At 63.6% G+C, this 20,843-nt stretch carries 23 protein-coding genes and 1 pseudogene; 11 read left to right on the top strand and 13 right to left on the bottom strand.

What is annotated here, in order from left to right; translation table 11 throughout:
- Positions 1 to 20: 20 nt before the first annotated feature.
- Positions 21 to 299, bottom strand: coding sequence for a hypothetical protein (locus AC5ZG1_RS09435; RefSeq protein WP_130228476.1), 279 nt, complete (start codon positions 297 to 299; stop codon positions 21 to 23).
- A gap of 192 nt (positions 300 to 491) precedes the next feature.
- On the opposite strand from AC5ZG1_RS09435, the gene AC5ZG1_RS09430 reads away from it, so the two are divergent.
- Positions 492 to 953, top strand: coding sequence for a PaaI family thioesterase (locus AC5ZG1_RS09430; protein ID WP_496132679.1), 462 nt, complete (start codon positions 492 to 494; stop codon positions 951 to 953).
- 14 nt (positions 954 to 967) lie between these two features.
- Here the strand turns inward: AC5ZG1_RS09430 and AC5ZG1_RS09425 are convergent, their stop codons facing one another.
- From AC5ZG1_RS09425 to AC5ZG1_RS09415, 3 genes are all read right to left on the bottom strand, one after another.
- Positions 968 to 2,983 carry a pyrroloquinoline quinone-dependent dehydrogenase gene (locus AC5ZG1_RS09425; RefSeq protein WP_496132678.1) on the bottom strand — a complete coding sequence of 672 codons (2,016 nt, stop codon included), beginning with the start codon at positions 2,981 to 2,983 and terminating at the stop codon, positions 968 to 970.
- Between the two features lie 67 nt (positions 2,984 to 3,050).
- Entirely contained in the window at positions 3,051 to 4,502 is a 1,452-nt protein-coding gene (locus AC5ZG1_RS09420; protein ID WP_496132677.1) for a caspase family protein, read from the bottom strand.
- 132 nt (positions 4,503 to 4,634) lie between these two features.
- Positions 4,635 to 4,868 carry a hypothetical protein gene (locus AC5ZG1_RS09415; protein WP_496132676.1) on the bottom strand — a complete coding sequence of 78 codons (234 nt, stop codon included), beginning with the start codon at positions 4,866 to 4,868 and terminating at the stop codon, positions 4,635 to 4,637.
- Between the two features lie 146 nt (positions 4,869 to 5,014).
- On the opposite strand from AC5ZG1_RS09415, the gene AC5ZG1_RS09410 reads away from it, so the two are divergent.
- The 3 genes from AC5ZG1_RS09410 (at position 5,015) to AC5ZG1_RS09400 (ending at position 7,337) form a co-directional block, all read left to right on the top strand.
- Entirely contained in the window at positions 5,015 to 5,428 is a 414-nt protein-coding gene (locus tag AC5ZG1_RS09410; RefSeq protein ID WP_130228472.1) for a hypothetical protein, read from the top strand.
- 147 nt (positions 5,429 to 5,575) lie between these two features.
- Positions 5,576 to 5,914: a hypothetical protein gene (locus AC5ZG1_RS09405; RefSeq protein WP_028163520.1), complete on the top strand. Its 339-nt coding sequence runs from the start codon at positions 5,576 to 5,578 to the stop codon at positions 5,912 to 5,914.
- 253 nt (positions 5,915 to 6,167) lie between these two features.
- Positions 6,168 to 7,337 (top strand): GNAT family N-acetyltransferase, encoded by a 1,170-nt coding sequence (locus AC5ZG1_RS09400; protein ID WP_496132697.1) that lies wholly within the window; start codon positions 6,168 to 6,170, stop codon positions 7,335 to 7,337.
- A 117-nt stretch (positions 7,338 to 7,454) separates the two neighbouring features.
- Here the strand turns inward: AC5ZG1_RS09400 and AC5ZG1_RS09395 are convergent, their stop codons facing one another.
- From AC5ZG1_RS09395 to AC5ZG1_RS09385, 3 genes are all read right to left on the bottom strand, one after another.
- Complete coding sequence (locus tag AC5ZG1_RS09395; protein WP_496132675.1) at positions 7,455 to 8,093, bottom strand: NIPSNAP family protein; 639 nt, start codon at positions 8,091 to 8,093, stop codon at positions 7,455 to 7,457.
- Positions 8,094 to 8,224: 131 nt separating this feature from the next.
- A complete protein-coding gene (locus AC5ZG1_RS09390) occupies positions 8,225 to 8,890 on the bottom strand; it encodes a DsbA family oxidoreductase (RefSeq protein WP_496132674.1) in 666 nt (221 codons plus the stop codon).
- A 60-nt stretch (positions 8,891 to 8,950) separates the two neighbouring features.
- Positions 8,951 to 9,772, bottom strand: a complete 822-nt coding sequence (locus AC5ZG1_RS09385; protein ID WP_496132673.1) for a helix-turn-helix domain-containing protein — start codon at positions 9,770 to 9,772, stop codon at positions 8,951 to 8,953.
- A 127-nt stretch (positions 9,773 to 9,899) separates the two neighbouring features.
- Here AC5ZG1_RS09385 and AC5ZG1_RS09380 point away from each other — a divergent pair, with 127 nt between their 5' ends.
- Positions 9,900 to 10,121: a hypothetical protein gene (locus AC5ZG1_RS09380; RefSeq protein ID WP_409334853.1), complete on the top strand. Its 222-nt coding sequence runs from the start codon at positions 9,900 to 9,902 to the stop codon at positions 10,119 to 10,121.
- 4 nt (positions 10,122 to 10,125) lie between these two features.
- Here AC5ZG1_RS09380 and AC5ZG1_RS09375 read toward each other — a convergent pair whose 3' ends face one another.
- Positions 10,126 to 11,229, bottom strand: coding sequence for an FAD-dependent oxidoreductase (locus tag AC5ZG1_RS09375; protein WP_496132672.1), 1,104 nt, complete (start codon positions 11,227 to 11,229; stop codon positions 10,126 to 10,128).
- Between the two features lie 173 nt (positions 11,230 to 11,402).
- Between AC5ZG1_RS09375 and AC5ZG1_RS09370 the strand changes: the two genes are divergently transcribed.
- Positions 11,403 to 11,786, top strand: a complete 384-nt coding sequence (locus AC5ZG1_RS09370; RefSeq protein WP_456643335.1) for a MarR family winged helix-turn-helix transcriptional regulator — start codon at positions 11,403 to 11,405, stop codon at positions 11,784 to 11,786.
- An 86-nt stretch (positions 11,787 to 11,872) separates the two neighbouring features.
- Here AC5ZG1_RS09370 and AC5ZG1_RS09365 read toward each other — a convergent pair.
- Positions 11,873 to 12,747 (bottom strand): annotated as a pseudogene (locus AC5ZG1_RS09365) (AraC family transcriptional regulator).
- Positions 12,748 to 12,835: 88 nt separating this feature from the next.
- Positions 12,836 to 13,297: a group III truncated hemoglobin gene (locus tag AC5ZG1_RS09360; protein ID WP_496132671.1), complete on the bottom strand. Its 462-nt coding sequence runs from the start codon at positions 13,295 to 13,297 to the stop codon at positions 12,836 to 12,838.
- Positions 13,298 to 13,381: 84 nt separating this feature from the next.
- Between AC5ZG1_RS09360 and AC5ZG1_RS09355 the strand changes: the two genes are divergently transcribed.
- Entirely contained in the window at positions 13,382 to 13,810 is a 429-nt protein-coding gene (locus AC5ZG1_RS09355) for an RrF2 family transcriptional regulator (protein WP_496132670.1), read from the top strand.
- On the opposite strand, the gene AC5ZG1_RS09350 is transcribed toward AC5ZG1_RS09355, so the two are convergent.
- Together AC5ZG1_RS09350 and AC5ZG1_RS09345 are read right to left on the bottom strand one after the other, a co-directional pair.
- A complete protein-coding gene (locus tag AC5ZG1_RS09350) occupies positions 13,807 to 14,469 on the bottom strand; it encodes an SET domain-containing protein (RefSeq protein WP_028163528.1) in 663 nt (220 codons plus the stop codon). The two genes, AC5ZG1_RS09355 and AC5ZG1_RS09350, sit on opposite strands and share 4 nt — an antisense overlap.
- 387 nt (positions 14,470 to 14,856) lie before the next feature.
- Positions 14,857 to 15,582, bottom strand: coding sequence for a TetR/AcrR family transcriptional regulator (locus AC5ZG1_RS09345; protein WP_456643340.1), 726 nt, complete (start codon positions 15,580 to 15,582; stop codon positions 14,857 to 14,859).
- A 111-nt stretch (positions 15,583 to 15,693) separates the two neighbouring features.
- Here AC5ZG1_RS09345 and AC5ZG1_RS09340 point away from each other — a divergent pair, with 111 nt between their 5' ends.
- The 4 genes from AC5ZG1_RS09340 to AC5ZG1_RS09325 all read left to right on the top strand — a co-directional run bounded on the left by AC5ZG1_RS09340 (position 15,694) and on the right by AC5ZG1_RS09325 (position 18,893).
- Positions 15,694 to 17,097 carry a carotenoid oxygenase family protein gene (locus AC5ZG1_RS09340; protein WP_496132669.1) on the top strand — a complete coding sequence of 468 codons (1,404 nt, stop codon included), beginning with the start codon at positions 15,694 to 15,696 and terminating at the stop codon, positions 17,095 to 17,097.
- Positions 17,098 to 17,348: 251 nt separating this feature from the next.
- Positions 17,349 to 17,927: a hypothetical protein gene (locus AC5ZG1_RS09335; protein WP_496132668.1), complete on the top strand. Its 579-nt coding sequence runs from the start codon at positions 17,349 to 17,351 to the stop codon at positions 17,925 to 17,927.
- Positions 17,928 to 17,947: 20 nt separating this feature from the next.
- Positions 17,948 to 18,502, top strand: a complete 555-nt coding sequence (locus AC5ZG1_RS09330) for an inner membrane-spanning protein YciB (RefSeq protein ID WP_496132667.1) — start codon at positions 17,948 to 17,950, stop codon at positions 18,500 to 18,502.
- 94 nt (positions 18,503 to 18,596) lie between these two features.
- Positions 18,597 to 18,893 (top strand): hypothetical protein, encoded by a 297-nt coding sequence (locus AC5ZG1_RS09325; protein WP_028163534.1) that lies wholly within the window; start codon positions 18,597 to 18,599, stop codon positions 18,891 to 18,893.
- Between the two features lie 135 nt (positions 18,894 to 19,028).
- Here the strand turns inward: AC5ZG1_RS09325 and AC5ZG1_RS09320 are convergent, their stop codons facing one another.
- Entirely contained in the window at positions 19,029 to 20,684 is a 1,656-nt protein-coding gene (locus AC5ZG1_RS09320) for a fumarate hydratase (RefSeq protein ID WP_496132666.1), read from the bottom strand.
- Between the last annotated feature and the right edge of the window lie 159 nt (positions 20,685 to 20,843).

The following is a 20,843-nucleotide window of genomic DNA, read 5'->3' as shown; positions in this document are numbered from 1 at the left end:
AGTCTCCGCGCGGGCCGGCGCTACTGCTGCGCGCTGCCCGTCTTGGTCTTCGGCTTGGCCGGGGTAGCGGCTTTGGGGGCCTCGCTCCGCACATTACCCCACGGATCGGATGAGGTCTTGGCATCCGGAATCTTCTTCAGCGATTCCCTGTAGGCCTTGTCCCTGACCTGGTCCTGCTCGATCTCGTCCGGCGTCTTCGTCGGCCCGTCGGAAAGCAGATTGATATGGGGGGTCGATATTTGCGCGTAGGCCGGTGTTGCCAGCATCGCCACGACAGCGATGGCGCCCAGAATTCTCATGAAATGCTCCCTTGCTACTCCCCTGGGGATTGGCCTCGCGTATAGCATCGCCCAAGCCGCACCGCAAAGCAGGGCCTCGGGCGCGATCCGGCGCCAAAAGTCTGGCAATTTCAAGCCGGCCGCCCTGCTGTTCCCTTGCCCGAAATGCCCTCTAGAATACCGTCATCATCCAGGGAGAGGAACGAGCACCCCATGCAGCAGGAAGAGGTCACGGAATTCGGCATTGATGATGCGCGGCGGGTGCTGGCCGAGGTCTTCGCCCCCTGGGTGCTCGATCTCAATCTCTCGATCGAGGCCTTTGATGCTGCGCCGCCGCAGGAGGCCGGCGCCGATTGGCAGCCTGGCGCGCTCTTGCGCATGCCGTTCTCCGAACGGCTGTGCCGCAACGGCGGCGTCGTCTGCGGTCAGGCACTGATGGCGTTCGCGGACACCTCGATGGTGATTGCCAACCTCGCCGCCAACCGCAGCTATCGGCCGATGACCACCGTCGACCAGACCACGCATTTCATGCGCGCGGTCAGTGCCGCCGACGTGCTGGCGGACGCCCGCGTCGTCCGCCTCGGCCGCACCATGAGTTTCGGCCGCGTCACGCTGCTCTCCGCCACCGACAACAAGCCGGTGGCGATGGTGTCGAGCGCGTTTGCAATGCTGTGACCGCACAGCATTGCTTAGCGAGCATCGCTCCGGCGACGCCAGCGCCACGCCCCAGCCGCCATGAGCGCAACAACGAGCCCCGCCGAAATCGCACCGCCAAGGAAGCGTCCGCCCGGCCGGTCGATCGTGCGCGACCACAGCGATGGCGCTTCGCCCTGCCGCGGCAAACGGAAAGCCACTACGCTGTCGCCGATCGTGGTGCCCGCTTCCGAATGGCCGCCGGCGCTGATCACGACATATTGCTCGCCCCTCCACAGATAGGTCATGGGATTGGCAACGCCGGGCACCGGCAGCCGGCCCTGCCACAACTCCCGGCCGGTTTTGGCATCGAACGCGCGCAGATAAGCATCCATCGCGCCGGTGAAGACGAGCCCACCCGCGGTGACCACGACGCCATTCACCAGCGGCGTGCCCCAGGGGCGTGCAATGCCGAGCGGCGCGCGATCCTCCGTCGTGCCGACCGTCGAACGCCAGAGAATCTTGCCGGCCCTCAGGTCAACCGCGACCATCTCGCCCCAGGGTGGCTTGTTGCACAGCAATCCGAGCGGCGACATCACCACTGCGCGCGACATCGCGAAAGGCGCGCCCTCCTGCCGGCCGAAATCATGGCCGGGCGGCGGATTGAAGCCAATCGCCTGCTCGCGCGGGATCAGCTTCACCAGATGCACGGCACGGCTGACATTGGCGTAGAGGATCTGATGGACCGGATCGAACGCGACGCCGCCCCAGTTCACGCCGCCGCCGGTGAATGGAAACAACAGCGTGCCTTGCGTCGATGGCGGCGTGTACAGGCCCTCGCTGCGCGCGCTTGCAAATTGCTCCTTGCAGGTGGAGCGGCCGAGCAGCGGAAACGGATCGAACGCGTCGTCGACCGAGATCTTCTGTGGCACCAGCGTCGGCACATGGGTCGGGAATGGCTGCGTCGGCGAAGGCCTCTCGCCCTCCGCCGTGCCTTGCGGCACCGCGCGCTCCTCGACCGGCCACACCGGCCTGCCGCTGTTACGGTCGAGCACGAAGAGGAAGCCTTGCTTGGTCGGCTGGATCACGACATCGCGCATCGCTTCGCTGACATCGATCCGCGCCAGCGTCGGCTGCGCCGGCAGGTCGTAGTCCCATAGATCGTGATGCACGGTCTGGAACGACCACACCAGTTCACCCGTCTCGATCCGCAGCGCGACGACCGAGTTGGCATGCTCGTTGTTGCCCGAACGCTTGCCGCCCCAGAAATCCGGGCTCGGCGACGTCGTCGGCAGGAACAGCAGGCCGCGCACTTCATCCACCGACATCGGCGCCCAGACATTGGCGTGGCCCGCCTCGATGCCGTCATGCTGCAGCGGATCGAAATTCCAGCGCGGTGCTCCGCTGCGCGCATCGAAGGCGCGCACCACGCCGCGCGGTGCGTCGACGCGGCGGTTGTCGCCGATCGCAGAGCCGACCACGATCACGCCGCGGCCAACCACCGGCGGCGAGGTCACCTGAAATTCGCCCGGCCATTCCAGCGTCATGCCGATATCGAGCCTGACCTCGCCGGCATTGCCGAAACCGGTGCAACGAATCCCGCTCTTGGCATCGAGTGCGATCAGACGGGCATCGTTGGTGCCCATGAATATCCGCGATCGGCAAACGGCCCCCGCAGGCGCATTGTCGTCGACCCAATAGGCGACGCCGCGGCAGACATAGCGGTTGGCGGGACGCTGGCGGGTGCTGATACCGGGATCGTAGCGCCACTTCTGCGCGCCGGTCCCGGGATCGAGCGCGATCACCTCGTTGAACGGCGAGCAGAACACCAGGCTGTCTTCCACGAACAGCGGCGTCGCCTGGAATTTCGTCCGCCGCATCACCTCCGGCGCGCGGCGGTCGAGATCGCCGGTCCGGAATTCCCAGGCGCGGATCAGGTTGGCGACATTGTCAGGCGTGATCTCTTTGAGCGGCGAGAAGCGCGATCCGCCGCGATCGCCACCCCAATGCTCCCATGCAAGGGCCGGCGTCGCGACACACAACACGGCAAGCAGGCGGACCAGATGGCGCATGGCGTCCCGCTGAAGATGCGGTCATGGACTGCTGCATCTTCCCCGGATGATTTACGCCATTACCTGGTCAGTATCCACTCCTGCGACCGCTCCAGCCATCGCCGCCGCGTCCGCCATAGCCACCATAGCCGCCGGGCCGGCCATAGCCACCGCCGACGCCGATCCCGATCGAGACCGGCGGTCCGGGTTCGTAGACGACGCGCGGCGGCGGACGGCGCACGACCACGACGTCCTCCTCCTCGACGAAGCGGCGCGGCGGCGTGCTGGCGCGCTTGGGCGGCGCCGGCTCGGCGCGCTTCCTGGCGGGCGTATCGACCCTCTTGATCGGCGCCGGTTGCGACGGCGCGTTGCAGGGACAGGTCAGCGCGGCGTTGGTCGCGGGCACGCTGACGGGCGCTGCGAGAGCCAGCTCCATGTTCGGGCGGTTGCGCAGCCGCTCCTCCAATTTGCGCGCGGTCGCGGTGAGATCGCTGTCCGGATATTGCGCGAGGAACGCGCGATAACCGGCCGCGGTGTTGATCAGGACAGCGTTGTTCCAGGCCACCATGCGGCGATGGCGATCGAGCCAATCACGCGCCTGCAGCCCGCGCGGCGTCGAGGCGTAGAGCGCAGCAAAGGCTTCATAGGCTTCATCGGTGCCGTCGGCGACGATGATCTCATTGGCCGTGTCGACCGGCTTGCCTTGCAATTCGCGCTTCCATTGCTCGACCGTGCGCTTGGCCGATGCGAGTTTTGGCGCGGCAGCGTTGGTGCCGGCGGTATCAGCTACGAAGCGGAAATCCTCGGTCAACGACGAACTGTCCCACGGCGTCTGCCGGCCAGCCGTCGCCTTGTTCACAGCGACACGAACGCGCTTGAGGGTTTCCTCGATCGGCGCCGGCTCTTTCGCTGCCGCGAGCAGCGCCGTCGTGTAGGGACTGTTGCTGCCGTCGCCGTCTTCGGCTTCCGCACCGGGCGAGGTCGAGAACGACAGGAGGGTGCCGGGCGCGCCGGTCTTGGCGTCGACAATCGCAAGTCCCTGGCCGGCGCTCTTGAGCTGCGGGAATGGATTGTTGCGGCACGCATCGAGCAGAAGGATGCGCATCTTGCTCGGCACCGAATTAAGCGTGTTCAGGACATCATTGAGGCGCACCGCCTGGATCGGAATGTCGGCCTCGCGCTTCGGATCGACGTCGGTCGGAACGAGGAAATTCTCGCCATCGACCTGTAGGCCGTGTCCGGCGTAGAACACCAGCGCCACCGTGTCGGCGCCCTTCGCCGCGACCTCGCCGGCGAATTCGCTGACTTTGGCCCGCAATTCATTCTGCGAGAGGTCGGACGCCGATAGCACCTGGAAGCCCGAATCGGTGAGAAGTTGCGTCATCGCCTTGGCGTCATTGGCCGGGTTGGGCAGCACCGGCACTGATTTGTAGGCGGATTGTCCGATCACCAGCGCTAGCCGGTTCTCGGCCAAAGCGGGACAGGCGCCGAGCAGCACGGCAGCGGAAACAAGCAGTCTGGCGAGCGAGCGGCGCGACATCGAACGATCTCCGGCAATGCGATGGCTTGCCGGATTGGTCGTGAGGTTTGACGGCAAGGTTCATGCGCCGGCTCACGTGTCGCACGCCCCCATCGACATTGTCGCATTATTCGACGATGGATTGCCGTCAGATCACTTCGATTTCTTCGCAGGCTCCGTCGGCCGCGCCACGCCCCAGGGATCGTATTTCTCCTTGGGCTCGGGGATGCGTTCGAGCGCGGCCTTGTAAGCCTTCTCGTCGACCTTCGGCTTGCTGTCCTGCTTGCTTCCGGCAGCGTCGCCGCGATGCCGCTTGCCGCCCATCTGGGCATGGGCTGGCATCGCCATCAGCGCCAATACCGCCGCGGCGACCGCTAACTTGCGCATTGTTACTCTCTCCCTGCCACTCCGCCCCGGTATCTTCATACTGGAAAACGGCAGCATGGCGTGCCCCGGACCAATTCAGCAATAGTTGATCGATAGCGCGCCGTTCGGGGGCAGCCAAGTTTATTCGCGCAGGGTAAGTACCTCGAATGGGGTGGGACAACGCTCGCATTACATTGCTGTTAGGTTTGGCGGCTACGCTGGCCGGTTGCGGCTTCGTGGATAGCCGCTCGCCGCTGCCAATGCCGGCGTTCTTGCGCGCCAGGGAGGCCGAGCCGCCGCCGCTTGAAGCGCCGCCCGATATCAAGCGGCTGGTCAGCGAAAAACTGGACTCGGTGTTCGTATCGACGTCGCGTCCCGCCAATGTTCGTGTCTCGCAGCCGCTGCACGATCTGCGCGGACTGGGATGGACCGCCTGCGTGCGCGCTGAACTGACATCGGTGATGGGCCAGCCCTTGGGCACGCAGACCTATCGCGTCTTCATCAATGAAGGCGCCATCGCCGACCGCCGCCGGATCGACAGCGACGATACTTGCGCGACGGAGAATTACGAGCCGATCTGATCTCTGTTCGCCGACGACTGAATTGTTCCACCTCGGTACAAGCGCGCGCGCAACGGAACCGATCGCGCCAAGCCAGTTCCTTCGGAACGAAACCCTCCGCGCAGCTTTGTCAGCCGAGAGGGCAGTATCTTATGCGGAGGCGGAACCATGAAGACATTTGCAATCGCTTTGCTGGCCGGCGTCGGCGCGTTGTCTGTCGGCAGCGCTGCCAAGGCCACCGACATCTATAGCACCACGGAGTACAGCAACCCTGAACTCGTGCAGCATGTGCGCATGGTGTGTGACGATGACGGGAACTGCTATCGCACCCGCGGCGGCAGGCGCGTGATCGTCCGCGATTCCTACAACTACATGCCGCGCGAGCGTTACATCGAGCGCCGCGAATATCGCGACCGCGATTACTACGATGGCGGCCCGCGCGCGGGGGTCGGCATTCGTACGCCCGGCGGGACCGTGGGTATCGGCGTCGGTGACGATCGCTGGTAAGCACTGAACAAGACAAAAGGGGCCGCCGAACGCGTTTCGGCGGCCCTTTTTTGGTGAACGGTCCGTTAACAGTACCGCTTAAATTGCAGCGCCGAACCAACCGTATTTTGCATTTCTTCCGCTAGCTTTCCGGTAAGCGCGATCACGAGGGGCGACGTTGACAGTCCCTCCATCGCTCACGCACGGGGAAGCGGGGAAAGTGGCCGAGATCGTCGACAAAGCGGTTATTGATCGCGCATCGACCGACGATGCCATGCCTGCGCACGCGCCGGCGAGCGGCAGTCCCGCGCTCGCGCCGCTTGCCGATATTCCCATGAGCCAATGGCGCGCGCTCGCCGAGCACGTGGCCGAGCCGAATGCCTACTACCTGCCGGGTTGGGTCTTGGCGGTGAACGCCTCCGCTCGCGGCCGCACAGGTGCGCTCGCGCTTAGCGCCTTCAGCGATGCTCCGCTCGCCTATGACGGACCGGCGCGGATGATCGGGCTGTTGCCGGTCGTCTCGCTGTGGCGCGCTTATAAAATCCCCCTGCCCGCGCTGGTGAGCGCACAGCCCTATGGCACGCTGTGCACGCCGCCGCTCGATGGCGACGTCGCCGAAGCAACAGCGGAGCGGCTGATGCAGGAAGCGCGCAAGGCTGGTGCGCATGCGCTGATCCTGCGTGACATGTCGCTGGACGGCAAAGCGATGCGGGCCTTCACCGAAGTGCTGCGGCTGAACGGCATGCGTCCGCGCCTGATGCAATCATGCCTTCGCGCCTGCCTCGACGCGACGCGCAATGCGGACGAACTGCTGCTCGAAGCACTCGGAACCAAGAAGCTGAAGGAGCTGCGCCGGCTGCGTCATCGTCTCGACGAACACGGCGCGGTGCATTTCGAGGTGGCGCGCTCGCCCGATGACGTCGCAGCCGCGCTCGAAACCTTCCTCATCCTCGAAGCCAGCGGCTGGAAAGGCAAGCGCGGCACCGCGCTCGTCCAGCATGATGGCGACGCCACCTTCATCCGTCGCGCCACGGCGGCGCTTGCCGAAACCGGCCAATGCGAGATCGTAACGCTCCGCGCCGGCGACACCGCGGTCGCAGCCGCGATCGTGCTGCGGCACCAGGAGCGCGCGTTCTATTTCAAGCTCGGCGTCGATGAGCGCTTTGCCAAATATTCGCCGGGCGTGCAGTTGACGCTCGATCTCACCCGCCATCTCTGTGGCGATCCGGCGATCCGCTCGGCGGATTCAACCGCGGCGCCCGACCATCCCATGATCAACCCGATCTGGCGCGGGCGCCTTGCCATCGGCGACGTCCTGATCCCGCTGCGGCGGCACGATCCGCTCGTGCCAATGATCCATACCGCCCTGGCTGTGCACCGTTTTGCGGAGGAAGCCGCACGTAGCGGTGTTCGGTTCATCAGAAATCGCGGCAAGTCCCATTAGCAATCGTAGCCCGGGTGAAGCGCAGCGTAACCCGGGGCCACTCGCCCTGGCGAAGCAGCCGTCCCGGGTTGCGCTGCGCTCCACCCGGGCTACGGGTCACGGCATTCGTCCCGCAACTCATTGCAACGGCGAGTGTGGCGCGGGCAGCATGATGGTTGAGTGCATCTCGTCGAGCAGCGGGCCGCCTTTGCGGAGAAATTCCTGCCATGCCGGATCTTTCAAGGCGTTCGCGCGGGCTTCAACACGCGCATCGAGGCTGGGATAAGCCCAGATGTGGCAGACTTCGTTCGGCTGGCCTGCCTCGGTCTGCCAGAGGCCGACGATCTTGGAGTATTTCTCGCGCGCCGGCAGCGCCTCCATGAGCGCTTCGAGCCATAGTTTGATCGCGCCGCCCGGCCTGGCGCGATAGTTGCGGAATTCATAGATGTTGCCCGTCGATGCCGGAGCAACCGGTGGCTTCACCGCGTTGAGCAGGCGGATATCCTGACGCTGCAGCAGCGGGCGGATCAGCGGAACATACTCGCCGGTCCAGCGCGGATTTTTGGCGAGTTCGCCGCGCAGCCTGCTCCGCTCGTCAAAATCCTTATAGCTCCACAGGTGCATGACCTGATTGAGTGGACCGATCTCGGTCGTCCAATAGCCTTCGAGCTTGCCGTAGTCATCCTTGCGGATGTCGCGCGACACGGTGCTCGCTGCTTTCACCATCTCGCCGAGGGTCCCGGGCTTCACCGTGTAGGTCCGGAGCTCATAGAGCATGACGTTCTCCCAATTTTCTTTTGATGTTTTTTTGGTTCGTAGCCCGGGTGAAGCGCAGCGTAACCCGGGACTCTCGAAGACGCTGATGCAGGTGTGCCGGGTTGCGCTACGCTCCACCCGGGCTACGGGCGCTACTCCGCCGCTTCGGCGTTGATCTCGGCCGATACCTGGCGGATGGCGCGGGCGAGCTGCTCGGCCGGCTGCGCGCCGGAAACCGCGTATTTCTGTGCGAACACGAAGGTCGGCACGCCGGAGATGCCCTTGTCGGACGCCTCCTGTGCCTGCGACGAGATCAGCGCGACATCTTCATCGGTTGCGAGGCGCCTGCGCACGTCGTCGGCATCGAGCCCGACATCCGCCGCTGCCTGCACCAGCACGTCGATGTCGGTGAGGTCGCCCCCGTCGCGGAAGTAAAGCTCCATCAGCCGCTGCTTCATCTCGGCGGCCTTGCCCTTGGCCTCCGCCCAATGGATCAGCCGATGGCAATCGATGGTGTTGGGCTGGTGCTTGACGAGATCCGGGTGATAGGTCAGCCCCTCCTCGCCCGCGGCGGCGACAACGCGCCCGGCGATGCCCTTGTAGGCCTCGACCGAGCCGAACTTCGCGGTGAGATATTCGTCGCGGCTGATGCCCTCGCGCGGCACCCAGGCGTTGAGGAAGAACGGGCGCCAGCGCACTTCAACCGGCACATCCGGCACCAGCTTGAGTGCATTCTCGATCCGCCGCTTGCCGATATAGCACCAGGGGCAGACGACGTCGGAAACGATGTCGAGGCGAAGCGGCTTCAGGGTGCTCATCGGGCGTTCCTCCGCTGGAAAGACGCAGAGATAAGCCGCGAAGGGAACCCCGACAACCCGCTATTTCATGGCGTCAGCCATCTGCTTCAGCCGCTCGGCGGTCAGATCGTCGGCGGGAAAGAAGGTTTCCAATGCCAGTTCCGACAGCGTGATATCGACCGGCGTGCCGAATACCATGGTGGTGGAGAAGAAGCTCAACACCCCACCATCGTGGCGCAGCTTGAGCGGGATCGCGACATTGTCCGGCGGCAGCGGTCCCGAACGCGCCGGGATCGGATAGCTCTTCAGGTCCTGGTAGAGCCTCAGCAATTCCGGATCGGCCGTTGCCTCGCATTGCCGGTGCAATCGCTCCAGCAGGTGTCCGGTCCATTCGGAGAGATTGACCGTGCGTGCCGCCAGCCCCTCGGGATGAAAGGCAAGCCGGAGGATGTTGAAGGGCTGGCCGAGCAGCCGCTGCGGAATGCCCTCGAGCAGCGGCGCCACCATGCGGTTGGCGGTGACCAGATTCCAGTGGCGGTCATAGGCCAGCGCAGGGTTCGGCTCATGCGCCTTCAACACCAGATCGATCGCCTGCCGCGCGGATTTCAGCGCGGGATCATCGAGCGAGCGCTGCGGGAAGGCCGGCGCGAAACCGGCCGCGACCAAGAGCACGTTGCGTTCACGCAAGGGCACCTCCAGCCGTTCGGCCAGCCTCAGCACCATCTCGCGCGACGGCGCGGCGCGGCCGGTTTCCACGAAGCTCAAATGACGCGCCGAGATATCCGCCTCGATGGCGAGATCGAGTTGGCTGAGATGGCGGCGCTGCCGCCATTCGCGCAAGTGCTCGCCGACATGGATCGGCCTGGTTGGTTCGGCCCGCGCCGTGGATGCATGTGCGTTCATGCACGAAAAACTACCACGCGGCCTTCGGCCATTCCATTACGTCCGAGGTAATCGAAAGCTCTTACGTGCGAGGTAATCGAAAAGGCGCGCGGACCGGATCATCTTCGAAGGGCACGAGGAGATGACCATGAGACCCGACCCGAGCCCCTTCCCGTCCGCCGCCGACATCATTGCATGGCTGCTCAATCTGGCGACATCGCTGATCGCGCGTTCACTGCAGCTACCGGAACCGCTGGTCTACTCGACCGGCGTCTACGTCGTCGCACAGGTGCAGGCCGCCGAGACCAGAGCGGCGAAGCGGCTTTGTCCATTGCGCCTCATGCGTCAGCTCCGCCGGCTGTTCCGCTGAATCATCAACAAGGCTGCAAGCTGTGACTTGCAAAGAACTCCAGTATCCCCTGCGGGGCATTCGCTTCGAACGAGAGTTCGAGATTGGCGGCGGATTCGGCGGCCTTCTCCCGGGCGCGTGGGAACATCTTGGCTTCGTAGATCGGAAGGGCACGCTCGATGTCGTTGGTATGTTCGATGATGGCCCTGGCCAGGTCGGCACCATCGATCATGGCCAGATTTGCCCCCTCTCCGCCGAAGGGCGACATCAGGTGAGCGGCATCCCCGAGCAGCGTCACGCCTGGAGTGCGCGGCCAGCGATGTCCCTCCGGCAACATCCAGATTGGCCTCGGCAGGAGATCGCCATCGCTGTTGGCCAGCACTTCATGAAAATCACGATGCCAGTCGTGAAAGTGCCGGTGCAGCATGTCGCGAGAAACAGGCCGTCTGGACCAATCGGCCGCGACCTTGAGGGCAGCGTAGATACACAACTCGCTATCGGGCTCCCGATGGCCGATGATGGCTCGTTCGTCCGAGAGCGCGAGCATGAATCCTTTGCCAACCAGGGCGGCCGCCGTCGGATGTCTCTTGTCGGCATCGAGATAGCGCAGTTCGACGAAGCTGATGCCCGAATAGATCGGAACGGCTTCCGAGACGAGCGGGCGGACCTTTGACCACGCTCCATCAGCGCCGATCAAAAGGTCTGCCGTCGCGACGCTGCCGTCGGCGAACGACAATTTGAACCCGCCATCCGCCCTACCTACTCCGGTCACGCGCGCATTCCAGCGAACAAGGCCCGGCGGCAGAGAGGACAGCAGCAGATTGCGCAACGTGCCCCGGTCGATTTCCGGCCGCAAGCCATCGCCGTCATCAGTCAGTCGCACCGCGCCTGTCTTGTCCAGGACGCGCAAGGCATCGCCATGTTGCAGAGTAAGGCTGGCAAAGGCCTCAAGCAGACCCGCGGCTTGCAATGCGGCCTGGCCTGTATCCTGATGAATATCGAGCATCCCACCCTGGTGACGAAGGGTGGCCGAGAGATCGGCCTCGTAGACGACTGCCGCGATGCCATGTCTATGCAGCACGCTGGCCAGACAAAGTCCGCCCATTCCCCCGCCCACAATTGCGATCATGGCCTACTCTTCGGGCTGCATCCAGGTTACATATAGGAGCCTATATATTTGTATAGGACCCTATGCAAGAGAAAATGACGATGCGAAAATGGGAGCTACACGAGCGGCCGGGCCATCTCATCAACAGGGCGGCGAGATTGCTCCTCCGCCTGGCGGATGCCAAGTTCCGGCCGTTGGGAATCGGCGTTGCCGGCTTCCCCGTTCTCAACATGTTGAGGGCAGGACAAAAGCTCTCCCAGAAGGACCTGGCGCTATGTGCCCGGATCGAGCAGCCGAGCATGGCTCAGCTCCTGTCGCGGCTCGAACGCGACGGCATGATCAAGCGCAGCCCCGATCCCGATGACGGCCGCAGTAGCCTGATCTCAATAACGCGCAAGGCGCTCGGAATACTTCCCGAGATCGATGCAGCCGTGGACGCCGGCAATGAAATGGCCGTTGCGGGCATGAGCGACGGTGAAATCAAAATGTTGATTGATCTGCTCCAGCGCCTGATTGGCAATCTGGAACAGGCCGCGCAACGCGAGCAAATGGCGATGGATCACGCCGAGAAGGTCTAGGCCGTGAACCATAAAGACCGAGATTGGGTGGATAGCGGCCTGTCCGTTTCTTGCGATCGGAAGGGACAGGCCGCCGTCAGAGGGCGCTATTTCAGAGGCAAAAATAGTTCCGCGACCGCCTCATGCTCCGGCACCTCCGGGAAGAAGCTCAGCCGCTGGCAATAGATCGGGAAGTCGCGTGCTTCCTCGCCGCTGGCCGGAAGCCAGTCGCGATAAAGGTAGAGCGCGGCGGGCTCGAGATTGTCGGTGTTGCCAACGACGCGCAGCACCGCACAGCGTCCGCCAGGGATCTCGCCGGCTTTGATCTGCTCACCGCTCGCCTCGATCGGTTGGTCGGTCCCGACACAAAGGTCCACGCTATAATCGGCAGGCGACGCAGGACGCCGCTCGGAATGCCAGACATTGAAGGTCGCACTTGTCTTGGGGTGCAGGCCAGCGGCCTTGCGCCACGCGATGAACCGCTGGATGGTGGCGCCGAGCGTCGCCGGGTCGCCCCGATGCTCCATGATCGCCACCGGCATGGGGGGCACATCGCGAATCGTGACGTCGTCAGTGGTAAAAGTCTTCTGCATGAGCTTGCTCCTTGCGTTGTCGAGAGGCCCGAAGGCCGCAAGCCACGGCTCCCAGTCGGGAGACTGCCGGAACGACGAAGGCGATTGCCCGAACCGTCGCCGAAAGGCGCGGGCGAAGGCGTCCGGTGCATCGTAACCGGCATCCATCGCTATGTCCGTGACGCTTTGGGCATCGCTGTAGGCTAGCCGGTATGAAGCGCGCTTCATGCGGGCGAGCTGGATATAGCGATGCACGGACAGCCCGAAGGTCGCCGTGAACTGCCGGTGGAAATGATATTTCGAGTAGGCTGCGACGCTGCAAAGTGCGTCCAGGTCCAGATCGTCGTCCAGATGATGTGATCCAGCACCCGCTGCATCCGGGCATGGTAGTCTTGAAGCGCCGCCTTCATCGTTCTGTCCTCCGTGGCAGCGCCAGCTATGCGCACACAGACATGACGCGCTCGACCGATCTTGCGGTCTTGTCACGGCGTTCGTGTGTTATTGCGCCGCTCCCTCCTCGCCGCGCCGAAACCGCTCGCCCTTGCCGAGCATCACGCCCTGAGCGCCGGCGATGCCGAGTTCGAGGCTGGCAGCGATCCGCTGCGCGCGCTCGATGAAATGCGCGGCCGCCTCCTGCGGACAGAGTTCGCGGGCGGTCTGTTCGAACAATTCGAGCCAGCGGTCGAAATGATCGGCGTCGACCGGCAGCGGCAAGTGTTTTGCCATCGGCGTGCCGTGATAGCGGCCGGTCATCAGCGCGACCGACGACCAGAACGCGCACATTTGCGACAGATGCGGCCCCCAATCCCGGATGCGTGCTTCGAACACCGGCCCGAGCACCGCATCGGCACGAACTTTGTCATAGAAGCCGTGCACGAGGTGCTCGATCATGGCCTCGGTGATGCCGGTCTTGGCGACGATGTCGGCCGTGATCTGCTCGCGCCGCTCTGCCCCTGTCATGCCAGCTCTCCTCAAATAGGTATTCTAAATACCCATTTAGGGCAGTATGGCTGGTTCGCAAAACCGGATTTTTGCGGGGCTCCCATGCGCCTCACTCTGTTCACCGATTTCGCCCTGCGCGCCCTGATGCGGCTTGCAGGCGAGCCGACGCGCTCGTTTGCGACCACCGAGATCGCGGCCGAATTCGGCATTTCGCGCAATCACTTGGCCAAGATCGTGCGGAACCTTGCGGATAGCGGCTTCATCACCACCCAGCGCGGGGTTGGCGGCGGTTTTGCGCTGGCGCGGCCGCCGCAGGCGATCACGCTCGGCGAGGTCGTGCGCGCGCTGGAGAACGACCAGGCGCTGGTCGAATGTTTTCGTGAGGATGGCGGCGCCTGCGTGCTGACGCCGCGCTGCCGCCTGAAGGGAAGACTGGCCGCGGCGCGCGAAGCCTTCTTGCGCGAGCTCGATGCAACGACGCTCGCCGAATGCGCCTATCCGGCGCGGCCAAAGGCGGTCAAGCCAATCTAGGCGTGTAGCGCCGTCGCTGAGCTCTTGCGCTTTCCGGCGACCACCTTCTTGCCGGCAGGCTTGGGGCGGCCCGAGCCGTTCAGATACTTGCCGTTGGCCTTGCCGTTCTTCTTTTTCGCCTTTTCTTTGGCTTTGTCTTGAGCTTTGGCCTTTTCCTTGGCGACCTTCTCGGCCTTCCGCTTCGCCTTGCGCTCGGCTTTCTCCTTTAGCCTGAGCCGCTCCGCCCGCGCCTCGGCGCGCTTCTTCTTGCGTTTCTTCTCGCAGGAATCGCACTTGCAGCCGATCGGCTTCAGATAGGCTTTGAAATAATCGGTGCCGTAGTCGTAGTTGATCTCCTCGCCGGGCTCGATGTTCTTGATGGCGCGGATATAGATCTTGCGCTTGCGCGGCTTGACGTCGGATTCCGAATTCGGCTTGCAGGAATGATTGATATAGCGGGCGACGTTTTCGCGGATCGAGCCGTCGATGGTCCACCGGTTGGTGAGCTCGAACAGATATTTGTTCTCGATCTCGTCCTCTTCCTTCTTCTTGGAATCCAGGAGCGGCCCGAAATAGCGGATGATCCTGCTACCCTTCTTGATCGGCTTGGTGGCGAAAAGGCCGAGTCCGGTGCGGGAACGGCCGACGCGATAGGGTTTATTGGGCGATATCGAGGGCATGGTAATGTTGAATGAACGAACGCTTCGCACGAGCGACGGCTGTGCGGAGCCGCTCTTCTAGGACAATTCAGCGCCGCTGTCAGGTGTTTCGCGCTCGCCGTTGAAGCTTGCCCACAATGAACGCGTCTGAATAAAGCATGATCCGGTCAAGTGGGAAGCGGCTCTCCGAAAAGATCACGCTCAAACAAGGAGATGAGATCACCATCTCATCGCGGTTCCGCTATGAAGGCTTGCATGATGAAGCTTGTCATAATGCATGCCTAGTCGCCATCCTGCTGGCCGGCAGTCTTGACCATTCTCAAACGCCCAAACATTCAACAGCAGCTACACGTCGACGGCACCAAAAGACTGCCGCGCGGTGGGTAAACCAACCAATCTCAACCATTTTTAGTTGGCCGGTGGACGGAAGGCCGAACTGTGCAGCATCGCATCCAGCAATGTCTCGGCCGATGTGCCCTCGGGCAGCCGCTTCAGGACGTCGGACAGGCGGCCGTCAAGCAGCAGCGTGGTGAAGCCGTGCACCAGCGACCAGGCACGCACGATCGCAGCAGCCTGGTCGAGCGACAGCTTCTGCTCCTCGATATGCTCGTGCCGGCTTTCGCCGACCGCACCGGCAAGGCCGCCGAAGGCGGCGCTTGCGGCCTCGTGCAGCGAGGGTCTGGACATGTCGAGCCGCTCGGTGCGGAACATCAGGCCGTACATGCCCGGATGCGCCTGCGCATAGGCGATATAGGCCTTTGCGCGCGCTAGCCCCTTCTCCGCGATGGTGGCGCCGCCTGCGACGGCGGCGCGCATCGCATCGTTGAACTGGCGGAAGCCGATGGCGGCGAGCTCGCTGAGCAGGCCAGCCAGATCGCCGAAATGATGCGTCGGCGCGGCATGCGAAACGCCGGCCTCGCGCGCCACCGCGCGCAAGGTCAGCCCCGCCAGCCCGTCGCGCTCGAGCACGCGCTCTGCCGCCGTCAACAGCGCCTCGTGCAGCGCGCCATGATGATAGGGCGCCTCGCCCGACCTGCGCTGCCGGCGCGCCGGCCTCGCGGCCGCTTGTTTCGTCGTCTTCCGCGTTCTCGGCGGTGACGCCTTCGCCTTGTTTTCTCTCGACAATCTCGTCATACGAATCCTTATATGTCGCAATTTTGACACTGTAAAGATTTTGCTTGACGGTCGGCAGCGCCACCTGTATCGGTATCTTTACAACGTAAAGATAACATGGAGGGAGTGACGATGCTTGATCAGACGATCGCTGAGACACCGCGGACCAACCTGGCGCCGATCCCTTTTGAAGCGGATGCGCCGTTACTGAAAATATCGGGCGAGCTGCCACGTGAGCTTAACGGCACGCTCTATCGGAACGGGCCCAATCCGCAATTCGAGTCCCCCGGCGCACATTGGTTCGTCGGCGACGGCATGCTGCACGCCTTCCACCTCGAGAACGGCCGCGCCAGCTATCGCAATCGCTGGGTCCGCACGCCGAAATGGCAGGCCGAGCATGATGCCGGCCGCGCATTGTTCGGCGGCTTCGGCCGCAAGCTGTCGGATGCGCCGCCCGCGACCACCGCTGACGGCGGCGTCGCCAACACCAACATCATCTTCCACGCCGGCCGCTTGCTCGCGCTTGAGGAAGGCCATCTGCCGACCGAGATCGAGCCCGGCACACTGAAGCGAACAGGTTATTGCGATTATAACGGCGCCATCCAGGGCCCCTTCACCGCGCATCCCAAGATCGACCCGAAGACCGGTGAGCTCGTATTCTTCGGCTACAACGCCGCGGGCCCTCTGACCCCTGCCCTTTCCTTCGGCTCGGTCAATTCGTCCGGTGTGGTCACACGCTTCGAGCGTTTTGAATCGCCCTATGCCAGCATGGTGCACGACTTCATCGTCACGGAGAACCATCTGCTGTTTCCGATCCTGCCGGTCACCGGCAGCATGGAGCGCGCGATGCGCGGGCAAGCGCCGTATGCGTGGGAGCCGGACAAGGGCGCCTATGTCGGTGTGATGAAACGCAACGGCTCCGCGCAAGACATCACCTGGTTCCGCGCCGAGAGCTGCTACGTCTTTCATGTCATGAATGCGTGGGAGGAAGGCAGCCGCATCATCGCCGACGTCATGCAGTTCGAGGAAGCGCCGCTGTTCAACCATCCGGACGGCTCGCCGACGGACCCGAAGAAGAACCGCGCGCGCTATTGCCGCTGGACCTTCGATCTCGCCGGCAATACCGACCGTTTCACGCAAACCTATCTCGACGACCTCACCGGCGAATTCCCGCGCATCGACGATCGCCATGCCGGCTATGCTTTCGCCCATGGCTGGTACGCCTGCGCCAATCCTGCACTGCCGATGTTCGGCGCGCTCTCCGGCATCGTGCACGTCGATGGCACGGGCAAGCGCCGCGACCACTATCTGCTGCCCGCCGGCGACACCATCTCGGAGCCGGTGTTCGTCGAGCGCGGGAGCGATGCGCCCGAGGGCGACGGCTGGCTACTCGCAGTGGTCTGGCGCGCCCGGGAAAATCGCAGCGACCTCGCCGTGTTCAACGCGCGCGACGTCCAGGGCGGCCCGATCGCACTGGTCCATCTCGGCCACCGCGTACCCGATGGCTTCCACGGCAATTGGGTCGGCGCGAATTGAGCCCGCGCGCCCGCTCTCCCGTCATTCCGGGGCATCGCAACGCGATGAACCCGGAATTTGGAGGTTGTGGCCTCGAGATTCCGGGTTCGCGTTAACGCGCGCCCCGGGATGATGTTGCCCTAAACGACTGAAATCATTCCGACTTATTCGACCTCGCCTTTATTTTGACACTGTAAAGATTTCGTTTGACTCCTTCTCAGGACACCTCTAGTTTATCTTTACATTGTCAAGATTAGCACAGAGAGGCGGCCATGACGATTTTCCTCATCCTCGCCCCCTATGGTGCTTTCGCAGCCCTGCTGCTGGTGACGTCGGCGACGGCCAGCCTGTTTGCCGCCGCGGCGATCTGCCTCGCGGTCATCGCATTCGACGTGATGCGTGGCCTCTCGATCAAGATCCTCGGCGTCGGCTCGGTGACCACCTTCGCTGCAATCGGCCTCTATGTCGCCTTCGTCGATCAGCACCTCGGCACCGCGTCGGTGAGGTTCGCCGTCGACACTGGCATCTTCGTGGTTTCGCTCGGCTCGATCCTGGCCCGCCGTCCCTTCACGTTGCAATATGCGCGCGAAGTGGTCGACGCCAACACAGTGCAGCAACCCGGCTTCCTGCGCGTCAACTACGTCATCACCTGGGCCTGGACCATCGCGGCGCTGCTGATGATGGTCGGCAACATCGCCATCGTCTACATGCCGAGCCTGCCGCTGTGGAGCGGGCTTCTGATTGCGTTCGCCGCGCGTAACAGTGCCGTCTTCTTCACCAAGTGGTACCCGCACTACCGGATGACGAAACACGGCACCCATCCGGTCAACGCGCTGCCCAGCGCGAACTGAGTGTTGCAGGGGACATCGCGATGAAGGACGTCTTCGCAAAGCTCGCTTCCGACTTCTTCTCGACCATCGTGTTCCTGGCGGTCTATTTCGCCACCGATAACGTTCTGCTCGCGACGGGGATCGCGATTGCCGGCGCGATCGCACAGGTGGTGCATTCCCGCATCAAGGGCGAGACGCTCGGCTCCATGACCTGGGCGAGCCTGGCGCTGGTGATCGTGCTCGGCAGCGCCACCCTGCTCACCCATGATCCGCGCTTCGTGCTGGCAAAGCCGGCGATTGCGCATTTCGCGATCGGCGCGATCATGCTCAAGCGCGGCTGGATGCTGCGCTACATGCCGCCGATCGTGGTGCAGACCATTCCGGAATATGTCACCCTCGCCGGCTATGCCTGGGCGGTGCTGATGTTTGCGATCGGCGCCGGCACCATCGCGGTGGCTGCGACCGGCGACATCAAGCTGTGGGCGACCTATGTGACGGTGGTCGCCGCCGGCTTGAAGATCGCCGCCTTCGCGATCCAATACGTCCTCTTCCGCATCATTGTGACGAGCCGCTTGCGCGCCGCCGCCCGCGCTTAATCATCGCAGGGCGGAAATACAGCGTTGGGCTTGCGCGCGCAGATAGGCTATACCCGCCGACCAAGCTTCACCATTGAACCTCGGGGAGACAGGCATGGCGGTGGACGGAAACTGGAATCTCACCATGAGCACGCCGATGGGCGATCGTCAGGCGACACTGTCGTTGAAGAACTCGGGCGGCACGCTCACGGGCACGCAGGGCGCAGAAGGCAGCTCGGCTGAGATCTTCGACGGTACCGCCAACGGCGACGACGTCGCCTGGAAGGTGTCCATCACCAACCCGATGCCGCTCACGCTCGAATTCACCGGAAAGGTGACGGGCGACAGCATCGCCGGCGAAATGGGCATCGGCCCGATGGGCAGCTTCCCGTTCACGGGGACAAGGGCGTAAAGCGGCGCCATTATTGGCGCGGCATTTGCTGCAAACTCAGTCGTCATACGCGGGCTTGACCCGCGTATCCATCTCCTTTGAACGATGGATGGCCGGGTCAAGCCCGGCCATGACACATCGTGAGGCTACGCCTCCTCAACCCAAGTTCAACTCCTTGAAGAAGTCGTTGCCCTTGTCATCGATGATGATGAAGGCTGGAAAATCCACGACCTCGATGCGCCAGATCGCTTCCATGCCGAGCTCGGGATATTCGACCACCTCGACCTTCTTGATGCAGTGCTCGGCGAGGTTCGCCGCGGCGCCACCGATCGAGCCGAGATAGAAGCCTCCGTGCTTCTTGCAGGCTTCGCGCACCGCCGGCGCGCGGTTGCCTTTCGCCACCATCACCATCGAGCCGCCGGCGGCCTGGAACTGGTCGACGAAGGAGTCCATGCGCCCGGCCGTGGTCGGACCGAACGCGCCGGACGCGTAGCCATCAGGCGTCTTGGCCGGACCGGCGTAATAGACCGGATGGTTCTTGAAGTAATCCGGCAGCGGCTCGCCCTTCTCCAGCCGCTCGCGCAATTTGGCGTGCGCGGAGTCACGTGCGACGATCATGGTGCCGGTCATCGATACGCGCGTCTTGATCGGATGCTTTGAGAGCGTAGCCAGGATATCCTTCATCGGCTGATTGAGATCGATCTTGACGACCTCGCCGCCAAGCGACTGCTCGACCTGCGGCAAATACTGCGCGGGGTTATGCTCGAGCTCCTCCAGGTAGACGCCATCCTTGGTGATCTTGCCGAGCACCTGGCGGTCCGCCGAGCAGGACACGCCGAGCCCGATCGGCAATGAGGCGCCGTGGCGCGGCAGCCGGATCACGCGCACGTCGTGGCAGAAATACTTGCCGCCGAACTGCGCGCCGACGCCGAGAGACTGCGTCATCTTGTGGATTTCCTGCTCCATCTCCAGATCGCGGAACGCATTGCCGTCGGGCGAGCCATGCGTCGGCAGCGCGTCGAGATAGCGGGCGGACGCGAGCTTCACCGTCTTCATGCAGAGCTCGGCCGAGGTGCCGCCGATCACGATGGCGAGGTGATAAGGCGGGCACGCCGCGGTGCCGAGCGTGAGGATCTTCTCCTTCAGGAATGCCAGCAGCCGATCCTTGGTCAAGACAGACGGCGTCGCCTGGAACAGGAAGCTCTTGTTGGCGCTGCCGCCGCCCTTGGCCATGAACATGAACTTGTAGGCATCATCGCCCTCGGCGTAGATTTCGCACTGCGCCGGCATGTTGTTGGCGGTGTTCTTCTCCTCATACATCGACAGCGGCGCCACCTGCGAATAGCGCAGGTTGCGGCGCAGGTAGGCGTCGCGCGCGCCTTCCGACAGCGCCGCCTCGTCATCGCCCTCGGTGATGACGTTGCACCCCTTCTTGCCCATGATGATCGCTGTGCCGGTGTCCTGGCACATCGGCAGCACGCCGCCGGCGGCGATATTGGCGTTCTTGAGGAAATCGAACGCCACGAACTTGTCGTTGTCGCTGGCTTCCTTGTCGTCGAGGATATTGCGAAGCTGCTTGAGGTGCCCCGGCCGCAGGTAATGGTTGATCTCGCCGAAGGCGGCCTCCGACAGCGCCCGCAGCGCCTCGCGCGACACCACCAGCATGTCCCGTCCCAGCACCTTCTCGACCCGGACGCCTTCCGCCGTGACCTTCTTGTACGGCGTCGTGTCCTGCCCCAACGGGAACAGCGGCGTGTGCTTGTAGGGCGGAACAGGCTTGGACTGGTCGGGGAAAGCGGTGGGAGCGTTCATGGGCATGATCTCGGGTTGGGGCCGGGAACCTCGGCCCGGCATCTAGAGCCGTTCTAAGCATTTTTGCCGTAAAGGAAAGGCGTGGGAACGCTAGCCAGCGATCCGGGGCACCTGCGGTCTCGCGCAGGGCTGGCCCCCGCATATTGACGCAACCCGCTC

The sequence above is a fragment of the Bradyrhizobium sp. Leo78 genome (assembly GCF_059512425.1).
The sequence above is the reverse complement of the archived record's forward strand: the minus strand, read 5'-3'. Positions and strand labels throughout refer to the sequence as shown.

Excerpts from the sequence above, each read along its gene's own strand:
- AC5ZG1_RS09345 (WP_456643340.1), bottom strand. The coding sequence starts at position 15,582 with ATGACGAGATTGTCGAGAGAAAACAAGGCGAAGGCGTCACCGCCGAGA.
- AC5ZG1_RS09335 (WP_496132668.1), top strand. The coding sequence starts at position 17,349 with ATGACGATTTTCCTCATCCTCGCCCCCTATGGTGCTTTCGCAGCCCTG.
- AC5ZG1_RS09405 (WP_028163520.1), top strand. The coding sequence starts at position 5,576 with ATGAAGACATTTGCAATCGCTTTGCTGGCCGGCGTCGGCGCGTTGTCT.
- AC5ZG1_RS09350 (WP_028163528.1), bottom strand. The coding sequence starts at position 14,469 with ATGCCCTCGATATCGCCCAATAAACCCTATCGCGTCGGCCGTTCCCGC.
- AC5ZG1_RS09355 (WP_496132670.1), top strand. The coding sequence starts at position 13,382 with ATGCGCCTCACTCTGTTCACCGATTTCGCCCTGCGCGCCCTGATGCGG.
- AC5ZG1_RS09430 (WP_496132679.1), top strand. The coding sequence starts at position 492 with ATGCAGCAGGAAGAGGTCACGGAATTCGGCATTGATGATGCGCGGCGG.
- AC5ZG1_RS09340 (WP_496132669.1), top strand. The coding sequence starts at position 15,694 with ATGCTTGATCAGACGATCGCTGAGACACCGCGGACCAACCTGGCGCCG.
- AC5ZG1_RS09380 (WP_409334853.1), top strand. The coding sequence starts at position 9,900 with ATGAGACCCGACCCGAGCCCCTTCCCGTCCGCCGCCGACATCATTGCA.
- AC5ZG1_RS09425 (WP_496132678.1), bottom strand. The coding sequence starts at position 2,983 with ATGCGCCATCTGGTCCGCCTGCTTGCCGTGTTGTGTGTCGCGACGCCG.
- AC5ZG1_RS09435 (WP_130228476.1), bottom strand. The coding sequence starts at position 299 with ATGAGAATTCTGGGCGCCATCGCTGTCGTGGCGATGCTGGCAACACCG.
- AC5ZG1_RS09415 (WP_496132676.1), bottom strand. The coding sequence starts at position 4,868 with ATGCGCAAGTTAGCGGTCGCCGCGGCGGTATTGGCGCTGATGGCGATG.
- AC5ZG1_RS09420 (WP_496132677.1), bottom strand. The coding sequence starts at position 4,502 with ATGTCGCGCCGCTCGCTCGCCAGACTGCTTGTTTCCGCTGCCGTGCTG.
- AC5ZG1_RS09330 (WP_496132667.1), top strand. The coding sequence starts at position 17,948 with ATGAAGGACGTCTTCGCAAAGCTCGCTTCCGACTTCTTCTCGACCATC.
- AC5ZG1_RS09375 (WP_496132672.1), bottom strand. The coding sequence starts at position 11,229 with ATGATCGCAATTGTGGGCGGGGGAATGGGCGGACTTTGTCTGGCCAGC.
- AC5ZG1_RS09400 (WP_496132697.1), top strand. The coding sequence starts at position 6,168 with ATGCCTGCGCACGCGCCGGCGAGCGGCAGTCCCGCGCTCGCGCCGCTT.
- AC5ZG1_RS09395 (WP_496132675.1), bottom strand. The coding sequence starts at position 8,093 with ATGCTCTATGAGCTCCGGACCTACACGGTGAAGCCCGGGACCCTCGGC.
- AC5ZG1_RS09325 (WP_028163534.1), top strand. The coding sequence starts at position 18,597 with ATGGCGGTGGACGGAAACTGGAATCTCACCATGAGCACGCCGATGGGC.
- AC5ZG1_RS09390 (WP_496132674.1), bottom strand. The coding sequence starts at position 8,890 with ATGAGCACCCTGAAGCCGCTTCGCCTCGACATCGTTTCCGACGTCGTC.
- AC5ZG1_RS09320 (WP_496132666.1), bottom strand. The coding sequence starts at position 20,684 with ATGAACGCTCCCACCGCTTTCCCCGACCAGTCCAAGCCTGTTCCGCCC.
- AC5ZG1_RS09360 (WP_496132671.1), bottom strand. The coding sequence starts at position 13,297 with ATGACAGGGGCAGAGCGGCGCGAGCAGATCACGGCCGACATCGTCGCC.
- AC5ZG1_RS09385 (WP_496132673.1), bottom strand. The coding sequence starts at position 9,772 with ATGAACGCACATGCATCCACGGCGCGGGCCGAACCAACCAGGCCGATC.
- AC5ZG1_RS09410 (WP_130228472.1), top strand. The coding sequence starts at position 5,015 with ATGGGGTGGGACAACGCTCGCATTACATTGCTGTTAGGTTTGGCGGCT.